This is a genomic window from Rhodobacteraceae bacterium D3-12 (genome assembly GCA_025916135.1).
GTDB lineage: Bacteria > Pseudomonadota > Alphaproteobacteria > Rhodobacterales > Rhodobacteraceae > JAKGBX01.
In genome coordinates, this window is the sequence record CP104793.1 from 1,524,033 (window position 1) to 1,544,679 (window position 20,647).

Below are 20,647 nucleotides of genomic sequence, written 5' to 3' on the forward strand. Positions count from 1 at the left end.
CTTCCAGTCTTTGTCAATTGTCGAGCGGCACCCTAAAGCAACCAAATTTTCACCGCAATGCGATGCTAGGTCGTTTCGAGGGAAACCTGAAAGACGGTGTTTATGTAGCGCAGGCCATCGTTTAGGCGTGTTGCAAGCAAGGGTTGAAACCGGGGTTCAAGGTTTTTAACGAAACGCCTTAAGGGTAGTGACAATCCTTTTTCAGGAGAGTAAGACGCAGGCGCATGGAAGGGGTGCCAATGAACGATTTTGGCCAAACTGAGGGAAAAAGCATGAAAGCTGAAACCTTTCTGCCGGATGATTACCGTCCGGCTGAAAATGAGCCGTTCATGAACGATCGCCAGCTCGAATATTTTCGTCGCAAGCTGATGAACTGGAGAGAAGAGCTTCTTGATGGAAGCCGGGACACAATTGAGGGTTTGCAAGAACACACCCGCAATATTCCCGACGTCGCCGACCGCGCCAGCGAGGAAACCGACCGCGCATTGGAATTGCGGACACGGGACCGGCAGCGCAAATTGGTTGCTAAAATCGACAGTGCATTGCGCCGGATCGAAGAGGGCGAATACGGCTATTGCGAAGTGACCGGTGAGCCGATCTCGCTCAAGCGGCTGGATGCGCGGCCCATCGCCACGATGAGCCTTGAAGCGCAAGAGCGGCACGAGCGGCGCGAGAAGGTGCATCGGGACGACTGACCGGTACATGAACACGCGGTAAGACAGATAAGAACGCCGGGGTGGTTTGCCCCGGCGTTTTTTATGGGCGAAAGGGGTTTTGGCGATGCTGGACGGATTGCGGGCGACGATTGTTGGCGGTGGTGTTGGCGGGCTTGCCGTGGCGCGGGCGCTGGCGCTGAGGGGGGCGCGGGTGACCCTGCTGGAGCAATCCAAGGATATTCGCGAGGTTGGCGCCGGGCTTCAGGTGAGTCCGAACGCGATGGCGGTGCTGCGGGCGCTTGGGCTGGATGCGGCGTTGCGCGCGGGTGGCGCAGTCAGGGCCGAGCGGGTTGTGATGAACGATTATCGCAGCGGACCGGTGGCGGAGCTGGACCTTAAGCGGCTGAAAGATCAAGAATATTACTTTGTTCACCGCGCCGATTTGATTTCGGTTCTGGAAGCGGGGGCGCGTGATGCGGGTGTCGAGATCGCGTTGGGCGAGACCGTTGAGCGGGTCAGCGACGCGCAGGGAGACGACGGGCCGGTGGTGCATCTTGAAAGCGGCGGCGAGCGTCGCTGTGATCTTGTGGTCGGGGCGGACGGGCTTCATTCGCGGGTGCGGGGCCTGTTGAACGGGGCGGAGGAGCCGTTTTTCACCGGGCAGGTGGCGTGGCGCGCGTTGATCCCGAACACGGCGGGGCGCGGGCCGGAGGCGCATGTCCACATGGGACCGGGGCGGCATATGGTGAGTTACCCGCTGCGCGACAGTCGGCTGCTGAATATCGTCGCGGTGCAGGAGCGGCGCGGTTGGGTCGCCGAGGGGTGGAATTTTCGCGATGACCCCAAGAACCTGCGGGCGGCGTTTGCCAGTTTCGGGGCCGAGGTTCAGGCGATGCTGAGCGCGGTCGAGGAGGTGCATCTGTGGGGGTTGTTCCGTCACAAGGTGGCGCGATGCTGGCACGGGCAGGGGGTTGCCTTGCTTGGCGATGCGGCGCATCCGACGTTGCCGTTTATGGCGCAGGGCGCGGCGATGGCGTTGGAGGACGCTTGGGTTTTGGGCGCATCATTGGACGGGGCAGACACTATTGCCGCCGGGTTAGCCGACTATCAGGCGCGGCGGCACGCACGGGTGGAGCGGGCCGTGGCCGCGGCGGAGGGCAATGCGTGGAAGTATCATTTGAAATTCCCGCCATTGCGATTTGCCGCGCGGGCCGTTTTGCGCAGCGGCTCGGCGCTTTTCCCTGAGCGGATGGTGCGGCAGTTTGATTGGCTTTATGCCCATGACGTGACGCGCGATTAGGGAATGTCAAAACCCGGCGCGGCGAGCGTGAAGTGGTCGAACAAGAACCCCGGTGAGACGGTGCAGCCGACCAGCGTATAGGCGCCCGTGCTGCGCGCCATTTGCCAGAAATTAGGTGGAACGATCTGTTGCGGGTGTTGGCCGCTGCTCAGATCGGGGCCGAGGGTGAGTCCTGACGCGGACCTTGGTCGGATGCGCTGATCGACAGGATCAGCGGGCTGCCGGCGTAGAAGTGCCAGATTTCGGTGGCGTCGACCTTGTGCCAGTGGCTTTGTTCGCCCGCTTTGAGCAGAAAATAGATGCAGGTGCCTGATGCGCGTCCGGTGGCGGGGTCTTCGATCCAGGTTTGGCGATAGTGGCCGCCTTCGGGGTGGGGCGCGAGGGCGAGGTGCTGGATGATGGCGTCAGGGTCGGTCATGCGGTGATACGGGTTGCGAGGTCGGTGAAATCGCTTGCGATGATGTCCCAGTCGGCTTCGGGCGCGAGGTCGGTGGTTTGGTCGGGGCCGTATTCCGTAAGGCGCGGGACGAAGGCGGTTTGCAGTCCGGCGTCGCGGGCGGCGTGAAGGTCATTGTTGTGGGCGGCAACCATCATGACGTCGCAGGGGTCCAGCCGCAGGGCGGCGCAGGAGGCGAGATAGACCGCGGGTTTGGGTTTATAATCGCGGGCGATCTCGGCGCCGAGAATGCAATCCCAAGGCAGTTTGGCGTAGCGGGCGAGGTGGGTCATCAGCGCGATAGAGCCGTTGGAGCAGGGCGCGATAAGCGCAGTTTTTCGCATGATTGCAAGGGCTTGGGTGGTGTCGGGCCACGGCGACAACCTCTCCCATGCGCGAGCGAGGGTGACGGGGTCGGCGGGTGTGAGGCCAAAGCGCGCGGCGACGGTGTCGTGGTTTTCGCGGTGCAGATCGTCAAGCGGGACATAGCCGCGCGTGCCGTTGCGAACCCGCGCCATCGCGGGATCATATTCGCCGCGCCACGCGTCGGCGAAGGCGAGGGCCTCTTGCGCGGAGAGCGGCGTGGTGAAGGCGGTTGCCACCTCGCGGGCGATGGAGGTTCGCCAGTCAACGCAGGTTCCGAAAACGTCGAACAGGAGGGCTTTGGCCGTCATAGGTCACGTCCGTAAAAGAGGATGTAGTCGGCCCATTGAGGCTGCGGCTGGTAAAACGGCTCGATCGGTTCAAAGCCGAGGGTTTCGTAGAGCCGACAGGCGGATGTGAGCGGGCGCATCGTGTCGAGCACCATGCGGGTTGCGCCGGAGTCGCGGGCGTGATCCATCGCAGCCTGCATGATCGCGCGGCCAAGGCCGAGGCCGCGGGCGGGGGGCGCGGTATAGACGCGCTTGATCTCGGCCACGCCGGGGGCGATGTGATGCGTCATGCCACAACCGAGCGGGGTGCCATCGACCAGCCCGAGAAACACCCCGCCGGGCGGGGCATGCAGCGCCGCGAGTTCGCCGAGCAGCGTTTCGAAATCACTGGGATCATAGTAGCGCTCAACGATGCCGGGCTGGTCCTTTGTCGCCTCGCAGAGCGCGATTCGATAGCCGCGGCAAAGGGCGCGCAGGGCGTCGAAGTCATCCTTGGACTCGGGTGGGCGGATTGCGATGTCTACCATTCATAAAGTGTTAACGAGAAAATCGGACCGCGCAATTCCTGAGTTACGGTCAGGTTGAAAATGCCGCATGACGCTGCGTTTGTCGCGGTAAGGGCGGTCAAGTGGGCAGGCGGTCGGGCGGCTGCGTGGAGGGCGGACACGGAAAAGGCGCGAAAGGGGGAGCCTTTCGCGCCTTGGTCTGGTGGTCTTGACCTGCTGAGGCGGGCTTAGCCGCGCAGGATCGAGCGGCCCGCGTATTCGGCGACTTCGCCGAGGGTTTCTTCAATGCGGATCAGTTGGTTGTATTTGGCCAACCGGTCGGAGCGCGCTAGCGAGCCGGTTTTGATCTGACCGCAGTTGGTGGCAACGGCGAGGTCGGCGATGGTGGCGTCTTCGGTTTCGCCGGAGCGGTGGGACATGACGTTTGTCATGCCAGCGCGGTGGGCCATATCAACCGCTTTGAGCGTTTCGGTGAGCGTGCCGATCTGGTTCACTTTGACCAGCATAGAGTTGGCCGAGCCTTTTTCGATGCCCATGGCGAGACGTTCGGGGTTGGTGACAAAGAGGTCGTCGCCAACCAGCTGTATCTTGTCGCCAAGCGCGTCGGTCAGGGCTTTCCACCCGTCCCAGTCATCCTCGGAACAGCCGTCTTCGATCGAGATGATCGGATAGTCTGCGCAGAGGGCTTCGAGGTAGGCGACATTTTCGTCCGGGGAGAGAGTTTTCTCTTCTCCGGCAAAGACATAGTTGCCATCCTTAAAGTATTCTGTCGCGGCGCAATCGAGGGCGAGGTGGATGTCATCACCGGGTTTATAGCCGGCCTTTTCGATGGATTTCAGGACGAAATCGAGCGCATCGCGGGTTGAGGCGATGTTGGGGGCAAAGCCGCCTTCGTCACCGATGCCGGTGGAGAGACCGGCGGCGGAGAGCTCTTTCTTGAGCGTGTGGAAGACTTCGGCCCCCATGCGGACGGCGTCGCGGATGGTTGGCGCGCTGACCGGCATGATCATGAATTCCTGAATGTCGATCGGGTTGTCGGCATGTTCGCCGCCATTGATGATGTTCATCATCGGCACAGGCAGGATCCGTGCCGAGGTGCCGCCGACATAGCGGAACAGCGGTTGGGTGGTGAAATCGGCGGCCGCTTTGGCCACGGCGAGCGAGACGCCGAGGATGGCGTTGGCGCCGAGGCGGGCTTTGTTGGGGGTGCCGTCCATGTCGATCATGGCGCTGTCGATGGTGACCTGTTCGGTGGCGTCATAGCCGACGAGTTCATCTGCGATTTCGCCGTTCACGGCGGCGCAGGCTTCGAGCACGCCTTTGCCCATGTAGCGGCTCTTGTCGCCATCGCGGCGCTCGACGGCTTCGTAAGCGCCGGTGGAGGCGCCCGACGGCACGGCGGCGCGTCCCATGGTGCCGTCTTCGAGGATCACGTCGACTTCGACGGTGGGGTTGCCCCGGCTGTCGAGGATTTCGCGGGCGTGGATGTCGATGATCGTGCTCATGTGGGTCGGTCCCTTATGTGGCAAACGGTGGCTAGATGGCAGGCTTGGGCGGCTTTTAGAACGCCAGTGCCGCAAGGGGAAGGGGCGCGCGCGGTGTTTGCGCAAACGCGGCGGAAATTGTCATATGGGCGCTTGGCTCGCGGGGTCAGGCGGGCAGGGCGAGCGGCTCACGGCGGGGCAGGGAGAGCACCAGCGCAAGCCCGAGGGCGGCGCATGTGGCGAGCATGGCGAAGGCGAGTTGATAGCTTTGCGTGGTGTCAAAGATCCAGCCGACAGCGATGGGGCCGGCGGCGCCACCCAGCGTGCCAAAGAACAGGATGGTGCCAAAGATCGCGCCATGGGCACGCATGCCGAAGTATTCCGCGACCAGCAGGGTGACGACGGTAAAGAGCCCTCCGTGGCTGAAGCCATAGATCGCGACGATCGCAAAGAGCGGCGTATGTGCGGTGATGAGGGTGAAGCCGATCAGGCTGCTGGTGAGGATGGCAAAACACAGCAGGAAGGCGCGTTTGCCGCCGATACGGTCAGAGATCGTGCCGACAGAGAGGCGCCCGGCGATGCTGGACGCGCCAAGGACCGAGAGCAGGGTGGCGGCGGTTGGCGTGCTCATCCCGAGGTCGGTGCCATGCACGGCGAGGTGCATCGGCACGGCCATCATTGTGGGAAAGAACAGAAGCTGGATCGCGCAGAGGGTCCAGAAGGTGCGGGTCTGGCGCGCCTCGGCGAAGGTGTTGCCGGGGGTGGGGTGGTGTGGCCGGTGGCCGTATCGGGCGCGCTTGCGGGGGCGGGCGGGCTTTCCATCGACAGGGCAGCGATCAGCAAGAGCACCAGCCCGACCGCGCCCATGATGAGCAGCGTGTGTCGCCAGCCATAGGCAAGGAGGAGAGCGGCCACCACCGGCGGCATGGCGATTTGCCCCAAGGCCGTTCCGGTTTTGACGACGCCGGACATGAGGCCACGTTTGGCCTCGAACCAGCGCGCAATGGTGCCGAGGGTGACGACATCATGCGTGCCCATGCCCAAGGCCATGAAGGTTCCGAAGATCGCGAACATTTGCCAAGCGGTGGTGATCTGAGACAGCAGCAGAAAGCCGATGGCATAGGCGGTGCCGGTGAAGGACAGCACGATGCGCGGGCCAAAGCGGTCATTGAGCCGCCCACCGGGGATCGCAAGCACGCCCATCATCAGGAACGACAGCGAAGAGGCGCTTGAGATCAAGGTGCGCGACCAGCCGAATTCTTCCTTGAGCGGGGTAAAGAACAGGCCGAAGGCGAACAGCAGGCCAATGATTGAAAACTGGGTCAGGCAGGCGCCGAACACCACCCTGTAGCGTGTTTCTATTACTGGCATTTTACGGCTCCCCCGATTGCGGCAAGGTGAGCATGGAGCGGGGCAAGGGGCAAGCGCGACGTTCCGGCATTTGGGGCGGCGCTTGCTTTGGCCCGGAACAAGGCCGCAGGCCGCCGGGCCTCGTCATGCTGGATGCATGCCTTTGGCATGACCCGCCCCCCGGGGCGGCGATTTGGCAAACGGGGCGCGTCATATGGAGCAAGTTCGGACTTGGCCAAAATAAAGCGGCATGTAGTGGCGTTGCATCGCCACCCCGCGGCTCGGCGAGGCCCGGCTTTATCCTTCGATCACCTCGCGTTCATGGGTGAATTAGGAGCTGGTAGGCATCATGGCAGGGGCGGAGCCGTGTTTTCGATCAAGAGGCTCATGGCGCGCGCCACACGGAGCATGTTCGGAAGTGGCCGGAATAAAGCGGCATGGAGCGGCGTTGCCTCGCCACCTCGCGGGGCGGCGAGGCGTGGCTTTAGCCTTCGACCACCTCGAAATCATGGGTCAGCTCGGCGCTGGCGGCCATCATGGCCGAGGCGGAGCAGTATTTCTCGATCGAGAGGTTCACGGCGCGTGCGACTTTGTCGTGGTTCAGCCCCTTGCCGGTGACGACAAAATGCATGTGGATTTTTGTATAGACCTTGGGGTCGGTATCGGCGCGGGTGGCGTCGAGGTCGACCTCGACATTGGTGACGGATTCGCGGCCGCGTTCAAGGATATGCACCACGTCATAGGCCGAGCAGCCGCCCGTGCCGAGCAGCAAAAGCTCCATCGGGGAGGGGCCGGGCTTTTTGCCATCCTCTCCGTGGGCCGCGCCAAAAGCAATGGCATGGCCGCTTTCGGCGGTGCCGATAAAGCTGCGCTCGCCGGTCCATTTCACGTTGGCTTTCATGCGGTGGTCTCCTTTGTGCGCCGGGTGGGCGGGGCTGATCGTGGTGGGTGTTAGATTTGCGTGTGTTATAGAGCCGGTGATTTGCGAGCAACCCGGCCCTCGCGCAGGAAGGCGTAGATGCCGGCGCCGACCGTGATGCTGGCCCCGACATAGGTGAGTGTATCGGGGTTTTCATCAAAGATCAGATAGCCGATCGCGAGGGCGAATAGAATGCGGGAATAGCGGAATGGCGCGACCACCGAAATTTCGCCCGTGCGCATGGCCTGCACGATGCAGAAATAGCCCAGAGCGCCCAGAGACGCGGCCCCGAGCATCAACAGCGAGGCAGAGAGATCCATCGCGACCGGCCCGCCTTGGAACATCAGGAGGATCGCGCCGAAGGGCAGCAGGCTTCCCATGCCATAGGCCGCAATGCGCGAGGAGGGCGTGGTGGCGGGCATCAGACGGGTCGACACATCGCGCACCGACAAGAGCATCATCCCGGCCACCGCCCAGAGCGCATTGGGGTCAAACCCCTCCATCCCCGGACGCAGGATGACGAGCACGCCGAACAGCCCGACCAGAATCGCGCCCCAGCGGCGCCAGCCAACCTTTTCGCCCAAGAGCACCACGGCGAGGCCGGTCACGACCAGCGGTGTGGCCTGAAGAATGGCGGAGGGCAGGGCGATGCCAACAGTGGCAAGCGCGGTCATGAAGCAAAAGGTGCCGGCCACATCAGAGCCGTTGCGCAGCATCATCGGCCATGTGGCAAAGTCGCGGGCAATCACCTTGTGCCCCTTGAAATAGGTGAGCAGCGAGAAGATCACCGCCCCGCCCAGCCCAAGGAAGAACAAGACCTGTCCTTTTGGCATGGCTTCGGCCCCGAGTTTCACACAGGCATCGGTGAGGGCGAAGAACCCCATGGCAATGACCATCAACGCGATGCCGCGCCCATTGTCGGACTGCATTTTGGATGAACCTTTTGAACCGGCGCGCAGAATCGCGCCCGGCGTCATTTTGCAGGCTTTTTCAGGGGGACGCCATAGAGTTCGAGTTTGTGCCCTTTGAGGGTGTAGCCCAGCTTCTCGGCTATTTTTTCTTGAAGCGCCTCGATTTCGGGGTCGACGAATTCGATCACCTCGCCCGAGTTCATGTCGATCAGGTGATCGTGGTGTTCACGCTCGGCGTCCTCATAGCGGGCGCGGCCATCGCCAAATTCGAGCTTGTCGAGGATCTGCGCCTCCTCGAACAGTTTCACCGTGCGATAGACCGTGGCAATCGAGATTGCTGCGTCGCGCGCGGCGGCGCGGGTGTAGAGTTCTTCGACATCGGGGTGGTCGTCGGCCTCTTCCAGCACAGAGGCGATGATGCGGCGTTGGCCGGTCATGCGCAGGCCTTTGGCCTCGCAACGCTCAATAATCGTGTCAGTCATCGCCCGTGATCCCGGTGGTCGTCATGTTGCGGTGGTTTAGCGTCACACGCGCATGATTTCTACCCGCAATGCTGCGCTGCATTGACTTCGCGGCGCAAAAGCCCCATGTGGTGCCTCAAGCGATGTCTTCTGCCGCGTGAGCAGCCAGGCAACATCCGGGGAAACCGGAGTGAACCAGAGACATCCGAATTGATCCCAAAATCACGCGTGGGGCCAGACGCCAGAGCGGCTTGACGGGCAATCGGTCCGTTTAGTCAGCGTCATGGCGGAACCGCGACGGGCCAGCTGATAGGGCGTGGCCTTGGACATTCATGTGGTGCGTTTTGCCGTGAGGGCAGGCGTGCCCGAGAGGATAATATGACTGAATTTAACGAACTGGGCCTTCCCAAGGCTTTGCTGAACCGGGTTGCCGAAATGGGGCTGAGCACGCCCACGCCGATCCAGCAAAAGGCGATTCCGCTGGCTCTTGAGGGGCGCGACGTGATGGGTTTGGCCCAGACCGGGACCGGCAAGACTTTTGCGTTCGGGCTGCCCTTGGTGGCGCGGATGCAGGAGGCGGGCGGACGCCCCGCGCCGAAGGGTGTTGGCGGGCTGGTGCTTGCGCCGACGCGCGAGTTGGCCAAGCAGATCAGCGAGAGCCTGAAAGAGTTGATCAAGGGCACGCCGATGAAGGTGCAGCTGATTGTGGGCGGTGCCGGGATAAACGGGCAGATCAAGCGGCTTGAGCGCGGTGTTGATCTGTTGGTGGCCACGCCGGGGCGGTTGATTGACCTGATGGACCGCCGGGCGTTGTCGCTTAAAGACACCAAGTTTCTGGTGCTGGACGAGGCCGATCAGATGCTGGATATGGGCTTTATCCATGATCTGCGCAAAATCGCCGCCGTGATCCCGCGCGACCGCCAGACGATGCTGTTTTCTGCGACCATGCCCAAGCTGATGGCGGAGCTGGCGCAGAGTTACCTTGATAACCCGGAGCGGGTGCAGGTTTCGCCCCCCGGCAAGGCTGCGGACAAGATCGAGCAGGAGGTGCATTTCGTCGCCAAGGCCGAGAAGCTGAGCCTGTTGATCGAATTGCTGGACAAGCACCGCGACGAGTTGGCGTTGGTGTTTGGCCGCACCAAGCATGGGTCGGAAAAGATCAAGAAACAGCTTGAAAAGGCCGGTTTTGCCGCCGGGTCGATCCACGGCAACAAGAGCCAAGGCCAGCGTGATCGCGCCTTGGCGGCGTTCAAATCAGGCGAGATCCGGGTTCTTGTGGCGACCGATGTGGCGGCGCGGGGGCTGGATATTCCGCAGGTGCGCCATGTTTACAATTATGATTTGCCCAACGTGCCGGAGAACTATGTTCACCGGATTGGCCGAACGGCGCGGGCCGGGGCAGAAGGTGCGGCGGTCGCGTTTTGCTCACCCGAGGAGATGGGCGAGTTGAAGGCGATTCAGAAGGTTCTGAAAATGTCGGTGCCGGTGGCGTCGGGCCGTCCTTGGGAAAACATTGAGCCGCCGAAGGGCGGCGGCGGTGGCAATGGCCGTCCGGGTGGCGCGGGCCGTGGACGGCGCAAGCCGCAAGGCGGTGGCGGACAGGGGCATGGCCAAGGCAAGCCGCAGGGCAATGCGGCAGGCAAGCCCGGTGGCGGGCGTCGTCGGCGTCGCAGTGGCGGCGGCGGTGGCGGTGGTCAAAACGCGTCGAGCGCCGCGTAACACCGTCTGAGGTATCAGACCTATGAGTTTGGCGCGGGCCGGATCGCATGGCGACCGGCCCGCCCGCCCACCCCCGATCGCCATGCGATCCTTATGCGTAATCATTTCAAGTGATTAACGGGGGTGTTGGCGAACTGGCCGCGCGGCCGGTTCATGATCGACAGGACCGTTCAGGGTCTGCCATCTTTGGGTGCGACCACCTTAGACGGCGAACTGAAACTCACCTTCCATCATCACGCAAGCGCTGCCTGAAACGCTTATGGCCGGGCCAAGGTTTTCGCGACTTTGCGTTGTCAGGGTGATGCGAGAGGGGCGGCCCATGTCTTCGCCTTGCATCAACGTAATGTTCTGATCAGTGCCGGTAAGCTTTGCCAAGAGCGCTGTGAGCGTGGCGGCGGCGGACCCTGTGGCGGGGTCTTCTGGGATATTGTCGAGCGGCGCGAACATGCGGGCGTGCAGCATCTTTTCACCGCGCCAATAGACAAACTGCGCAAAATCGAGCGCGCCGGGATAGGCGGCATTGCCGGCCCGGAAGGCGGCGATGTCAGGCTGGCAGGCGGCGAGAGCGTCGCGGCGTGTCAGTTCGGTGATCGTGAAGGGCAGGCCGAGCGTGGCCATGACCGGCGCGTGGTTTGCGGTTTCGATCAGTTCGGGCGCGAGGGTGAGCGCGGCTGAAACCTCGGCGATGGTCGGCTGGGCGAGGGTTTCGAGCGGGGCCGTTGTGGTAAAGCGCGCGGTTTGTGCCGTGGCATGCACGTCGAGCGGGCCGACGCCCAGTTCCAGCACCATATCAGGCCCGTGCCCCATGCGGGCAAGCGCCACGGCGGTGCCGATTGTCGGGTGGCCTGCGAAAGGCACCTCCATCGTGGGCGTAAAGATGCGCACGCGGGCGGTGTTTGCCGGGTCTTTTGGCGGGTAGACAAAGGTGGTTTCCGAATAGTTGAACTCGGCCGCGATGTTTTGCAGGGCCGCTTCGGGGAGCGCGGTGGCGTCGGGAATGACGGCGAGCGGGTTGCCTCCGAAGGGGGTGTCGCTGAACACATCGAGGGTGAGGTATCTGGTCATTTGGCGCGCCTTTTGCGGTTCGGGGTCGCGCAACGATAGGGCGCGAGTGCGGGGCGTGTCGAATGAAACCCGGTGATGGGCGGGATCGCCGGGGGTGATGGTATGCCGCGTGTCAGGGGTCTTAGACGAGGTCCGGTTCACGCCCGACGCGATTTGCAAGGCGGGCGACGGTCAGCCCTTGCACGATGATCGAGAAGATCACGATGCCATAGGTCACCGTCAGGATCAGCGGCTTCCATTCGCCTTCGGGCAAGGACAGCGCCAAAGCGACCGAGATGCCGCCCTTGAGCCCCCCCATGTCATGATCGGGATCACGCCGGGAGAGAAGCTTCGGAAGGGGCGCAGGATGAGCACGGGCACGGCTACCGCCGCGAGCCGCGCGAAAAGCGCAAGGGCGAGCGAGCCGATCATGGTGAGGAGGAAGTCGGCCTCGAAGGCGACGGCAAAGACCTCGAACCCGATCAGCAGGAAGAGAACGGCGTTGAGGATTTCGTCTACCATCTCCCAGAAGGCATTGACGTAGTTGCGGGTCTCTTCGCTCATCCCGTGTTTGGCCCCGATGTCGCCGATCAAAAGCCCGGCACAGACCGCCATGATGGGGGCGGAAATATGCAGGTAGACCGAGAGCGAATAGCCGCCAAAGGCAAGGCCAAGCGTGATCAGCACCTCAAGCGCGTAGTCGTCGATGAGCCGCATGACGCGAAAGACCAGCCAGCCGAGCACGATGCCCATAACGGCGCCGCCGACGGCTTCTTGTACGAAGAGCATAACCGCATCCATCAGCGCGTCATCGCTATGCCCTGCGCCGTGGCCCGATACCGCCGGAAAGGCCAGCCCGACGAGGACGAGGAAGACGACATAGCCGACGCCATCATTAAAGAGCGATTCCCCGGCGATCTTGGTTTCCAGAGATTTGCGCAGATTGGCCGCGCGCAGGACACCGAGAACCGCGACCGGGTCGGTGGGCGAAATCAGCGCGCCAAACACCAGCGCGATCAGGATCGGCGCCCCGGTGAGCCATGAAAACCCGACGCCGACGATCACGGTCGAAAGCGCCACACCCATGGTTGCCATCAGGAAGACAAGCCGCCATTGCGCCTTGAGATCGGAGAGCTTCACATGCAGCGCCCCGGCAAAAAGCAACAGCCCCAGCATCCCTTCGAGCAGCGCATCCGAGAAGTCGATCCCGGTGATCACGCCACGCATCGTTTCGGCGATGGTCAGGCTGGGCCAGATAAAGTCGGTGATTAATACGCCAAAGGAGGCAAACAACGCCACAACAAGAATGCCGATCGCCGAAGGCAAGCGTAGGACGAGGTAATTGATGGTGCCAAAGGCCCCGGCCAGAACAATAAGAAGCGATGTGATCTGAAGAAGGGTCATGCGGATGCATCCATGTTATCAACTGCTTACCGTCAGTGCCGAACGCCTTTCGAAATAAACCTGTGGTCCAAGTTCGTTTCGAAGCGCGCATGACATCGAGACGTTTCGCGTATTCCGTCTAAACCCAAGTATAGGTTTTTCACGAAACGCTTTAGCATGGGTGTTGCGCTCGGGAAAGGTGTCTTGGGCGCGGCCACGCTCCCCCCATGACCGTTGCGAATTTTCGATCTGCGCACAGCTTGCCCACCCGCTCCGCGTGGCCGGGCTGCGCCCCTTTCCTAGGTGGGGCGCGAGGAGGCGAGGGTCAGATTGCGTATCGCTGGAAAGATGACCGCCCGACAAGAGACGCGCATTCTGAGCCCATGTTTCTTTAATGGTGAAAATACCCAATCCACAACTGGTCGGTTTGGCGCGACGCGACTGGTAACAGAATTGCGGTTGGATGTGTTCCGCGCCGAGCGAAGCGAGGCGCCCCCCGGCGACGCCGAAGGCGGCGCAACCCTATGAGGCGTGCTCAAGCCCGAAATCGAGCCAGATAGGTAAGTGGTCCGAAGCGATATGCGCCGGGCGGGCTTGGTGGGTGCCGTGGTGCTGCGGGCGCAATTCTGCGCTGAGGGCGAAGCGGTCGAGCGCTGCGATAGGGCGGGGCGACGGGAAGCTGGGCCGCGCCGGGAGGATCGACAGGCCCGGTGTTGCCGTGTCGAGCGCGCGGGGGCTGCCCCATTCATTGAAGTCGCCGGCCAAAATCGTGGGGCAAGCCGGAAGCGCAGACAGGTGGCGCATGATGGCGTGGAGTTGTTTGAGGCGGTATCGGCGCAAAAGCCCGAGGTGCAGGCCGACCACACGCAGGGGGCCGAGCGGTGTCGACAGGTCAGCGCGGATCGCGCCGCGCGGCTCAAGCCCTGGCAGGTTGATATGGGCCGTGGCAATCACGTCGATGTCTGCGGCCAGCAGCATTGCGTTTCCGTGCCAGCCGAGCGAGCCGCCCGGCTCTCCGAAATGCGCCACCTTCCAGCCATCCGCTTCGGCCATTTCGTGGGGAAGGGCCGCCGGGCGCGGGGGCAGGCGTTTGTCGGCCTCTTGCAAGACCACCACCGATGCGCCGAGTGCATTGATCACCGAAAGCGCGCGGTCGGGTCGGCGCCGCAGATCGAGGCCGACGCATTTTTGCAGGTTATAACTTGCAATTCTGAGGGTGGCTGACTTCATGTTACGATACATGCCTTAAACCAATCGGGATTGTCACGTCATGTTGCACGATCAGAGTCTTGTCACCAAGCTCGTCTGGGCCAGTTTGCTTGTTGTGGCGGTTGGCGCGTTGATCGAGTTGCGGTTTTCGCTGGCTTTTGTGGCAAGCGCGACCTTGGTTTTGTCGCTGGCGCCAGCGCTTGTTGCGGGCTGGGCCGACATTCGGGTGCCGCCGTCGTTCATGCTGGCGGTGGTTTTGTTTGTCGGGGCGACCTTGTTTCTGGGCGAGGTGTTTGATTTTTACGAGCGTTTCTGGTGGTGGGACATACTGCTACATGGTGGCAGCGCCGTTGGGTTCGGGCTGATCGGGTTCATCCTTGTTTTCATGATGTTTCAGGGCGATCGTTTCGCCGCGCCCGCAGGTGCGATTGCGTTTTTCGCCTTTTGTTTCGCGATTGCCATCGGCGCGTCGTGGGAGGTGTTCGAGTTCGCCATGGATCAGCTTTTTGGCTTCAACATGCAGAAATCCGGGTTGATGGACACGATGGGGGATCTGATCGTGGATATGGTCGGGGCGGTGCTGGGCGCGGGGGCGGGTTGGCTTTACCTCAAGGGGCGAGAGCACGCTGGTCTACCGCGCCTGATCGGCGACTTTGTGGAGCGCAATCCGCGCTTCTTTCGTCGCTTGCGAAAACAGGCGCGACGTCACGGAGAGGATTGACGCGGCGCGGGAATGTCCTCTTGATGCGCGCCATGGAGAGACGTGAGCGCATTGATCTGGCCGGAGCCGGGGCATTGGTGGCATTTGCCCTGATCCTTGGCTTTAATCAGGTTGTTATCAAAGTGGCGACCGATGGGTTTCAGCCGGTTTTCATGGCGGCTTTACGCTCGGTTGCGGCCTGTGGCGTCATGCTCGTCTGGATGAAGGCGCGGGGGATTTCCTTTGCCTTGCCCAAGGAAGCACGCGCCGGGGCGGTGGCCTTGGGGCTGTTGTTCACCGTCGAGTTCATATTCCTCTACCTTGCGTTGGATCGCACCGGCGTTGGCCGGGCGTCGGTCATTTTCTATTCGATGCCGGTGTTTGTCGCTTTGGCGGCGCATTGGTTGATCCCCGGAGAGCGGATGAATGGCATGCGGGCCTTGGGGCTTGGGCTGGCCGTTGTTGGCGTGGCTTGGGTTATGTCGGACAGGGGGAGCGGCGAGGCGAGCCTGTCGGGGGATGTGATGGCTCTTTTGGCGGCGATTGCATGGTCCGGAATTGCCATTGTGGTGCGCATCACGCCGCTGGACCGGGTGTCTTCGGAAATGCAGTTGATGAGCCAGCTGGCGATTTCAGCCGTTTTGTTGATGCTTGTGGCGCCATTTTTCGGGCCGTTGGTGCGGGAGTTGGGGCCGATCCATTGGGCTGCGTTTGCGTTCCAGACCTTTGCCGTGGCGAGCTTTGGCTATTTGTTCTGGTTTTTCCTGTTGAAGCGGTATCCGGCCTCGGCAGTGGCGTCGTTTTCGTTTTTGTCACCTGTGTTCGGGGTCGGCTTGGGCTGGCTCTTGTTGGGTGAGGAGATCGGGATTGAGGTGGTTGGCGGGCTGGTGTTTGTCGCCGTTGGTATCACGCTGATCAATCGCCGTTAGGCGGGCGGTGCCGGGGGCTTTTACCGCACGGGCGCGCCGGGGTTTTGGCCGCGGCGCGGCGCGGGGGTTGCCGCGCCTGTCAGGTGCCACAGAAGGTTTGTGAGACGCGTTCGGCCGGAGACGGCGGGCGCGTGAGGTCGGCGGCCTCTGCTTGATCCGAGAACGGCGTGGCGAGCGCCGAGGACAGGCGTTTGAAGGGGGCGTAGTCTCCCGCAACGGCGGCTTTTATCATCTCTTCGACACGGTGGTTGCGCGGGATCAGGTAAGGGTTGGATGCACGCATGAGGGTTTGCGGGTCGGGCTCGGTCGCGATGCGGCTTTGCCAGCGGCTCTCCCATGCATCAAAACCTGCACGGTTGGTGAAGTGATCGCGGGCGGTGGGCGTGCCGAGGGCGCGGAAGGTGTTGGTGAAATCGGCGCCATCCGTGGCCATCAGCGTAAGGAGATCGTTGATGAGCGTGTCGTCGTCCACGGTCGGGGTGGAGATGCCGAGTTTTGCCGCAAAACGGGTGCGCCATTCAGCGGTGATCACGTCGGGCATGGCGTGGACGAGAGCGGTGAATTCGGTGACAGCCTTGTCCATGTCATCGCAGAGCGGCACCAGAGATGTGGCGAGCTGGGCCATGTTCCAGACGATGATTTTCGGCTGATTATCATAGGCATAGCGCCCGAACTGATCAATCGAGGAAAACACTGTTTGAGGGTGGTATTCATCCAGAAAAGCGCAGGGGCCGTAGTCGATGGTTTCACCGGACAGCGTGGTGTTGTCGGTGTTCATCACGCCATGGATAAAGCCGACCGAGGCCCAAGCCGCAACCAGGCGGGCTTGGTTCGATATGACGGCTGAGAGCAGGTCGGCGGGGGTTTCGGCCTGTGGGTAGTGGCGGGCTTTTGTATAGTCAAACAGGGCGCGCAGGGCGTCGGTATCGCCGCGGGCGGCGAAATATTGAAAGGTGCCGACGCGGATATGGCTGGCAGCGACGCGGGTGAGGATTGCGCCGGGCAGGGCCCTTTCGCGTTGCACCCGCTCACCGGTTTCGACGGCGGCCAGCGCGCGGGTGGTGGGGATGCCGAGGGCGTGCATCGCTTCGGAGACCACATATTCGCGCAGCACAGGGCCAAGCCACGCGCGGCCATCGCCGTTGCGCGAATAGGGCGTGCGCCCGGAGCCTTTGAGCTGGATATCGAACTGTTGCCCGGATGGCGTTTTGATGTCGCCCAGAAGCAGCGCGCGGCCATCGCCGAGTTGCGGGTTGAAGCCGCCAAATTGATGCCCGGCATAGACCTGTGCCATCGGGTCGGCGCCATCGGGAAGGGTGTTGCCAGAGAAAAGGCTGGCCAGCGCGTCGTCGGAGTCGGGCAGGGCGGTGATGCCGAGGTCCTCGGCCAGCGCGTGGTTGAAGGCGATGAGACGCGGCGCGGCGACCGGATTGGCCGATTGGCGGGTGTAAAACCGCGGTGGCAGGCTGGCGTAGGTGTTTGCGAAGGGGATGCTGAGGGTCATGGGGGGACTATAGGCATTGTTGCGGCGGGTTGCGAGGGCAGGAGTGGGGGCCAGCCCCCACGCCCCCGGGATATTTTCGGTCAGATGAAGGGGGGCGGTTTAGGCGGTGCGGGTCATCAGGTGGTAGGCCGCGCGCGGTTCGAAGCCGGAGCGTTGGTAGAGGCGTTTGGCAGCGTCGTTGTCATGGGCGACTTCCAAATGGAGCGCTTTGACGCCGTGCTGAGAGAGAGCGGGCAGCAGCGTCATCAACACTTCGCTGCCCATGCCGCGACCGCGCACTTTTTCACGGATGAAGAATTCGTCGATGAAGCCATCAATGCCGCCGAGTTCGACCGAGTAGCCGAAAGACACCACGATATAGCCCACCGGTGCGAGTTTGGGGCCGATGAGATAGGCGACGCCGTGGGGCGTTCCGTCTAGGAGTGGCGCGAGAGCGGCGCGGCGGTGGGTTTCATCGCTCTCGATCCCTTCGAACGCGTGATAGGCGGCGACCAACCGTTCGAGCCGGTCGAGATCGGCGGGGTTGGCGAGGTGCAGGAGGTTCATAGGGGGGCTTTCCGGGTGGGGGCTGTGCGCCACTAGAGGCGGGCGAGGCGTTCGGTGAGCAGGGCGAAGAAGCCGTCTGCGTCAATGTCGCCCATGAAGGTGGCATTGGGGGCGCGGTCGGTTACGCCCCACCAGTCCGCCACGGTCATGCCGAGGGTGAGGTCGGAGCGGGTTTCGATTTCAACATTGATATGGCGACCGGTGAAAAGATCGGGGCGGATCAGATAGGCGGTGACGCAGGGGTCATGCAGGGGCGCGCCGTCGGAGCCGTATTTCTCCTTGTCGAAACGCTCAAAAAAATCTGTCATCTGGGCGACGGCAATGCCAACCGGCGTGGCGAGGGCGCGAAAGGCATCATTGCGCGGGGCGGTGACGAGGGCTTTGTGTGTAACATCGAGCGGCATGACCGTGATGGGTGCGCCGGATTTGAATACAATATCAGCCGCTTGCGGGTCGACGTAAATGTTAAATTCCGCCGCCGGGGTAATGTTGCCAACCTCGAAATAGGCGCCGCCCATGAGGACGATTTCGGCGACGCGCGAAGTGATGTCCGGGGCTTTTTCAAACGCCTTAGCGATATTGGTCAGCGGACCGAGGGGGCAGAGTGTGACCGAGCCGGCGGGATGGCTGCGCAGGGTGTCGATAATATAGTCGACGGCGTGCTGTTGTTGCAGCGGCATTTTCGGGTCGGGCAGGTCCGGGCCGTCGAGGCCGGTTTTGCCGTGGACATGTTCGGCCGTGACCAAGTCGCGCCCCAGTGGGCGGTCGCATCCGGCGTAGATTTTCACATCAGGTTTGCCTGCTAACTCGCAGACAATGCGTGCATTTTTAGATGTCAAGTCGAGCGGAACATTGCCAGCAACGCAGGTGATGGCGAGCACCTCGATCTCCTCAGGGCTGGCGAGGGCGAGGAGGATGGCGACGGCGTCGTCCTGACCGGGGTCGGTGTCGATGATGATCTTGCGCGGGGGCATGGCGGTTCCTGACAGATGTGCTGGGAAAATATTTGGCCGGATTTGGCGGTATTTTGCGCCGGGCTGCAACCCCCCAAGAGGCGTGGCGGGAAGGTCACGGGCGAAAACCGGCTTGCCAGTGGCGCGAGGTGGTGCTGTGCAAGGCCACGGATCGCGCCTATGTTGGCGGCAACAATCCCGGCGCAATAAGACCGAGGAAGGGCAGAGCGGTGAGCAAGATGACGAATGTGGCCAAGGAGCCCGTTGCCAGCAAGGCGATGGATGAGAAACTGCGCGAGATTTGGGGCAAATTTGAGAACAAGGGGTGGATCAGGCGCGCGTTGCGCGACAGTCTGCCGCCGACGAAGGTGAGCGCGATGGGGGTTAAGTTTATCGTGCACCCTCGTGATAATTTTACAGAATTTCGTATTTGGGAGCTGGGGCGGCCACCGGAATATGAGGCAACCGAAATGATTGCCGAGATGCTTGAAGGGCAAGATGCCGTGATCGTCGATGTGGGCGCAAACGCGGGGGCCTTCGGTTTGCCGATCCTCAAGCGCGCGGGCAAGGCTGCGCGGGCGATCCTGTTTGAGCCTAACCCTGTGATGCTCGAGCGTTTGCAGGTCAATGTTGAGTTGAACGCGTTCACAAACGTGCGGATTTTCGACTGTGCGGTGAGCGATAGCGAAGGCACGTCGGCGATGTTTTTCCCTGCCAATGGCAACCTTGGGCAAGGGCGTGTTGAGCTGACCTATGGTGACGGCGCGCCGGACAACGCGGTTGAAGTGGCGTTGAGACCGCTGCCTGCCTGTTTGAAAAGCGCACGGGTGCGGCGGGTTGATTTTTTGAAGGTTGATGTTGAGGGATTGGAAGACAAGGTGATCGTGCCGCTGCTTGACGCGGATGAGGCGCTTTGGCCGAAGATGATCTATTTCGAGATCGAGCATCAGGATGTTTGGTCGCTTCCTCTTATGGAGCGGCTTGAGGCGTGTGGGTACGTTGAGATTGAAAGTTTCGGCAAGAACCGTTTGATGCGGCGAGGCGGGTGAATTCAGATGAAACTTGCTTTTCTCACAATGGTTTGGCGTGATTACTGGCTGTTGGACAAATGGGTTCGCCACAATGAAAAGAATGTGCCGCGCCGCCAGCTTTATGTGATCAATCATGGCGGCGACCCTGAGGTTGACCGGATCGCGGAGGGCTGTAACGTGATCCATGTCCCCCGCGAGGAGGTGACACCGGATTTGACGCGCCGCCGCTGGGATCTTAAAGGGGCGATGACCAACGGGTTGCTGGCATTTCACGATGTGGTGATCACCACGGATGTTGATGAGCTGTTGGTGTATGTCGGCGAAGAGGACAGCTTGGCGGCGCATCTTGAAAGCGCGGAGCGTGTTGGCAATGCCACGGCGCCTGTGGGGCTGAACCTTATTCCGACGCCGGAGGACAGCACCGATCAAAGCCTGTCGGTTCTGGAACAACATCCCAACGCAATGGTTCACGGCAAATACACCAAGCCCTGTATCGCCCATGACCGGGTGGTTTACACCACCGGCGGGCACGGGCTTCAGCGCGGAGATTTTCGCATCGATCCCGAGATCCTGTTGTTCCATCTGCATTATGTGACGCCGGACTACCAAGAGCGGATGGCGGCGCGTCAGGAGATTGTGCAGCAATCAAAAGAGCACGCCGAGGCGACAGGCGAAGGCGGCAACCAGCCGGGGCGCTTTTGGATCAACTGGGCCAAGCCGGATCAGATTCGCGACAAGGATTTTGGCAATTTTGCCAAGGCCGAGGAAATGGATGTCTCTCACGGCTATGACGCCTGTGCCGAGGTTCTGAGGGCTGCGAAGGCGACCAAGGACCGCAAGACCGTGGTTGATCCGCGGATCGTCAACAAAGCGCCGCGTCGGGTGGTTGTGCCACCGGCGCTGCGCGGTGTGATCTGACACGAAAAAAGGGCGCCCCGAGGGGAGCGCCCTTT

At 62.0% G+C, this 20,647-nt stretch carries 21 protein-coding genes and 2 pseudogenes; 8 read left to right on the forward strand and 15 right to left on the reverse strand.

Annotated elements, in window-relative coordinates:
• The first annotated feature begins 272 nt into the window (after window positions 1–272).
• Both dksA and N4R57_07535 read left to right on the forward strand, forming a co-directional pair.
• On the forward strand, window positions 273–695 hold the full coding sequence (gene dksA / locus N4R57_07530; protein UYV38869.1) for an RNA polymerase-binding protein DksA: 423 nt from the start codon (window positions 273–275) through the stop codon (window positions 693–695).
• An 85-nt stretch (window positions 696–780) separates the two neighbouring features.
• The gene (locus tag N4R57_07535) at window positions 781–1,956 is read left to right on the forward strand and encodes an FAD-dependent monooxygenase (GenBank protein UYV38870.1); all 1,176 of its coding nucleotides are present in this window, start codon (window positions 781–783) and stop codon (window positions 1,954–1,956) included.
• On the opposite strand, the pseudogene N4R57_07540 reads toward N4R57_07535, so the two are convergent.
• The 9 genes and pseudogenes from N4R57_07540 to N4R57_07580 form a co-directional block, all read right to left on the reverse strand.
• Window positions 1,953–2,374: pseudogene (locus N4R57_07540) on the reverse strand (cupin domain-containing protein). The gene N4R57_07535 and the pseudogene N4R57_07540 overlap by 4 nt on opposite strands.
• Entirely contained in the window at window positions 2,371–3,066 is a 696-nt protein-coding gene (locus N4R57_07545) for a haloacid dehalogenase type II (protein ID UYV38871.1), read from the reverse strand. Before N4R57_07545 ends, N4R57_07540 begins: the two are co-directional and overlap by 4 nt.
• Window positions 3,063–3,572, reverse strand: coding sequence for a GNAT family N-acetyltransferase (locus N4R57_07550; GenBank protein UYV38872.1), 510 nt, complete (start codon window positions 3,570–3,572; stop codon window positions 3,063–3,065). Before N4R57_07550 ends, N4R57_07545 begins: the two co-directional genes overlap by 4 nt.
• Window positions 3,573–3,778: 206 nt before the next feature.
• Window positions 3,779–5,056: a phosphopyruvate hydratase gene (gene eno, locus N4R57_07555; GenBank protein ID UYV38873.1), complete on the reverse strand. Its 1,278-nt coding sequence runs from the start codon at window positions 5,054–5,056 to the stop codon at window positions 3,779–3,781.
• Between the two features lie 145 nt (window positions 5,057–5,201).
• Entirely contained in the window at window positions 5,202–5,729 is a 528-nt protein-coding gene (locus tag N4R57_07560; protein UYV39530.1) for an MFS transporter, read from the reverse strand.
• Complete coding sequence (locus N4R57_07565; protein ID UYV38874.1) at window positions 5,711–6,406, reverse strand: MFS transporter; 696 nt, start codon at window positions 6,404–6,406, stop codon at window positions 5,711–5,713. Before N4R57_07565 ends, N4R57_07560 begins: the two co-directional genes overlap by 19 nt.
• 463 nt (window positions 6,407–6,869) lie before the next feature.
• Window positions 6,870–7,286 (reverse strand): OsmC family protein, encoded by a 417-nt coding sequence (locus N4R57_07570; GenBank protein ID UYV38875.1) that lies wholly within the window; start codon window positions 7,284–7,286, stop codon window positions 6,870–6,872.
• 65 nt (window positions 7,287–7,351) lie between these two features.
• Window positions 7,352–8,233 carry a DMT family transporter gene (locus N4R57_07575; GenBank protein UYV38876.1) on the reverse strand — a complete coding sequence of 294 codons (882 nt, stop codon included), beginning with the start codon at window positions 8,231–8,233 and terminating at the stop codon, window positions 7,352–7,354.
• A gap of 44 nt (window positions 8,234–8,277) precedes the next feature.
• On the reverse strand, window positions 8,278–8,697 hold the full coding sequence (locus N4R57_07580) for a transcriptional repressor (protein ID UYV38877.1): 420 nt from the start codon (window positions 8,695–8,697) through the stop codon (window positions 8,278–8,280).
• 357 nt (window positions 8,698–9,054) lie between these two features.
• Between N4R57_07580 and N4R57_07585 the strand changes: the two genes are divergently transcribed.
• Window positions 9,055–10,395 carry a DEAD/DEAH box helicase gene (locus N4R57_07585; GenBank protein UYV38878.1) on the forward strand — a complete coding sequence of 447 codons (1,341 nt, stop codon included), beginning with the start codon at window positions 9,055–9,057 and terminating at the stop codon, window positions 10,393–10,395.
• Between the two features lie 201 nt (window positions 10,396–10,596).
• Here N4R57_07585 and N4R57_07590 read toward each other — a convergent pair whose 3' ends face one another.
• Window positions 10,597–11,460: a PhzF family phenazine biosynthesis protein gene (locus N4R57_07590; GenBank protein ID UYV38879.1), complete on the reverse strand. Its 864-nt coding sequence runs from the start codon at window positions 11,458–11,460 to the stop codon at window positions 10,597–10,599.
• A 121-nt stretch (window positions 11,461–11,581) separates the two neighbouring features.
• Window positions 11,582–12,843, reverse strand: a pseudogene (locus N4R57_07595) (sodium:proton antiporter).
• A 309-nt stretch (window positions 12,844–13,152) separates the two neighbouring features.
• On the opposite strand from N4R57_07595, the gene N4R57_07600 reads away from it, so the two are divergent.
• Window positions 13,153–13,350, forward strand: a complete 198-nt coding sequence (locus N4R57_07600) for a hypothetical protein (protein UYV38880.1) — start codon at window positions 13,153–13,155, stop codon at window positions 13,348–13,350.
• Here the strand turns inward: N4R57_07600 and N4R57_07605 are convergent.
• Window positions 13,345–14,052 carry an endonuclease/exonuclease/phosphatase family protein gene (locus N4R57_07605; GenBank protein ID UYV38881.1) on the reverse strand — a complete coding sequence of 236 codons (708 nt, stop codon included), beginning with the start codon at window positions 14,050–14,052 and terminating at the stop codon, window positions 13,345–13,347. The genes N4R57_07600 and N4R57_07605 overlap by 6 nt on opposite strands.
• A 40-nt stretch (window positions 14,053–14,092) precedes the next feature.
• Between N4R57_07605 and N4R57_07610 the strand changes: the two genes are divergently transcribed.
• Together N4R57_07610 and N4R57_07615 are read left to right on the forward strand one after the other, a co-directional pair.
• Complete coding sequence (locus tag N4R57_07610; GenBank protein UYV38882.1) at window positions 14,093–14,752, forward strand: hypothetical protein; 660 nt, start codon at window positions 14,093–14,095, stop codon at window positions 14,750–14,752.
• A 32-nt stretch (window positions 14,753–14,784) separates the two neighbouring features.
• Entirely contained in the window at window positions 14,785–15,660 is an 876-nt protein-coding gene (locus N4R57_07615) for a DMT family transporter (protein ID UYV38883.1), read from the forward strand.
• Between the two features lie 79 nt (window positions 15,661–15,739).
• Here the strand turns inward: N4R57_07615 and N4R57_07620 are convergent, their stop codons facing one another.
• From N4R57_07620 to N4R57_07630, 3 genes are all read right to left on the reverse strand, one after another.
• On the reverse strand, window positions 15,740–17,164 hold the full coding sequence (locus N4R57_07620) for a YdiU family protein (GenBank protein UYV38884.1): 1,425 nt from the start codon (window positions 17,162–17,164) through the stop codon (window positions 15,740–15,742).
• 99 nt (window positions 17,165–17,263) lie between these two features.
• The gene (locus N4R57_07625) at window positions 17,264–17,710 is read right to left on the reverse strand and encodes a GNAT family N-acetyltransferase (GenBank protein ID UYV38885.1); all 447 of its coding nucleotides are present in this window, start codon (window positions 17,708–17,710) and stop codon (window positions 17,264–17,266) included.
• A 32-nt stretch (window positions 17,711–17,742) separates the two neighbouring features.
• Window positions 17,743–18,684, reverse strand: coding sequence for a nucleoside hydrolase (locus N4R57_07630; protein UYV38886.1), 942 nt, complete (start codon window positions 18,682–18,684; stop codon window positions 17,743–17,745).
• Between the two features lie 218 nt (window positions 18,685–18,902).
• Between N4R57_07630 and N4R57_07635 the strand changes: the two genes are divergently transcribed.
• Window positions 18,903–19,712: an FkbM family methyltransferase gene (locus tag N4R57_07635; protein UYV39531.1), complete on the forward strand. Its 810-nt coding sequence runs from the start codon at window positions 18,903–18,905 to the stop codon at window positions 19,710–19,712.
• 6 nt (window positions 19,713–19,718) lie between these two features.
• A complete protein-coding gene (locus tag N4R57_07640; protein ID UYV38887.1) occupies window positions 19,719–20,612 on the forward strand; it encodes a glycosyltransferase family 2 protein in 894 nt (297 codons plus the stop codon).
• The last annotated feature ends 35 nt before the right edge of the window (window positions 20,613–20,647 follow it).

What these genes read in the sequence shown, in the direction of transcription:
- N4R57_07610 (UYV38882.1), top strand. Translation starts at nt 14,093, where the DNA reads ATGTTGCACGATCAGAGTCTTGTCACCAAGCTCGTCTGGGCCAGTTTG.
- dksA (UYV38869.1), top strand. Translation starts at nt 273, where the DNA reads ATGAAAGCTGAAACCTTTCTGCCGGATGATTACCGTCCGGCTGAAAAT.
- N4R57_07575 (UYV38876.1), bottom strand. Translation starts at nt 8,233, where the DNA reads ATGCAGTCCGACAATGGGCGCGGCATCGCGTTGATGGTCATTGCCATG.
- N4R57_07580 (UYV38877.1), bottom strand. Translation starts at nt 8,697, where the DNA reads ATGACTGACACGATTATTGAGCGTTGCGAGGCCAAAGGCCTGCGCATG.
- N4R57_07620 (UYV38884.1), bottom strand. Translation starts at nt 17,164, where the DNA reads ATGACCCTCAGCATCCCCTTCGCAAACACCTACGCCAGCCTGCCACCG.
- N4R57_07605 (UYV38881.1), bottom strand. Translation starts at nt 14,052, where the DNA reads ATGAAGTCAGCCACCCTCAGAATTGCAAGTTATAACCTGCAAAAATGC.
- N4R57_07570 (UYV38875.1), bottom strand. Translation starts at nt 7,286, where the DNA reads ATGAAAGCCAACGTGAAATGGACCGGCGAGCGCAGCTTTATCGGCACC.
- N4R57_07545 (UYV38871.1), bottom strand. Translation starts at nt 3,066, where the DNA reads ATGACGGCCAAAGCCCTCCTGTTCGACGTTTTCGGAACCTGCGTTGAC.
- N4R57_07550 (UYV38872.1), bottom strand. Translation starts at nt 3,572, where the DNA reads ATGGTAGACATCGCAATCCGCCCACCCGAGTCCAAGGATGACTTCGAC.
- N4R57_07590 (UYV38879.1), bottom strand. Translation starts at nt 11,460, where the DNA reads ATGACCAGATACCTCACCCTCGATGTGTTCAGCGACACCCCCTTCGGA.
- N4R57_07615 (UYV38883.1), top strand. Translation starts at nt 14,785, where the DNA reads ATGGAGAGACGTGAGCGCATTGATCTGGCCGGAGCCGGGGCATTGGTG.
- eno (UYV38873.1), bottom strand. Translation starts at nt 5,056, where the DNA reads ATGAGCACGATCATCGACATCCACGCCCGCGAAATCCTCGACAGCCGG.
- N4R57_07565 (UYV38874.1), bottom strand. Translation starts at nt 6,406, where the DNA reads ATGCCAGTAATAGAAACACGCTACAGGGTGGTGTTCGGCGCCTGCCTG.
- N4R57_07640 (UYV38887.1), top strand. Translation starts at nt 19,719, where the DNA reads ATGAAACTTGCTTTTCTCACAATGGTTTGGCGTGATTACTGGCTGTTG.
- N4R57_07585 (UYV38878.1), top strand. Translation starts at nt 9,055, where the DNA reads ATGACTGAATTTAACGAACTGGGCCTTCCCAAGGCTTTGCTGAACCGG.
- N4R57_07625 (UYV38885.1), bottom strand. Translation starts at nt 17,710, where the DNA reads ATGAACCTCCTGCACCTCGCCAACCCCGCCGATCTCGACCGGCTCGAA.
- N4R57_07635 (UYV39531.1), top strand. Translation starts at nt 18,903, where the DNA reads ATGACGAATGTGGCCAAGGAGCCCGTTGCCAGCAAGGCGATGGATGAG.
- N4R57_07630 (UYV38886.1), bottom strand. Translation starts at nt 18,684, where the DNA reads ATGCCCCCGCGCAAGATCATCATCGACACCGACCCCGGTCAGGACGAC.
- N4R57_07535 (UYV38870.1), top strand. Translation starts at nt 781, where the DNA reads ATGCTGGACGGATTGCGGGCGACGATTGTTGGCGGTGGTGTTGGCGGG.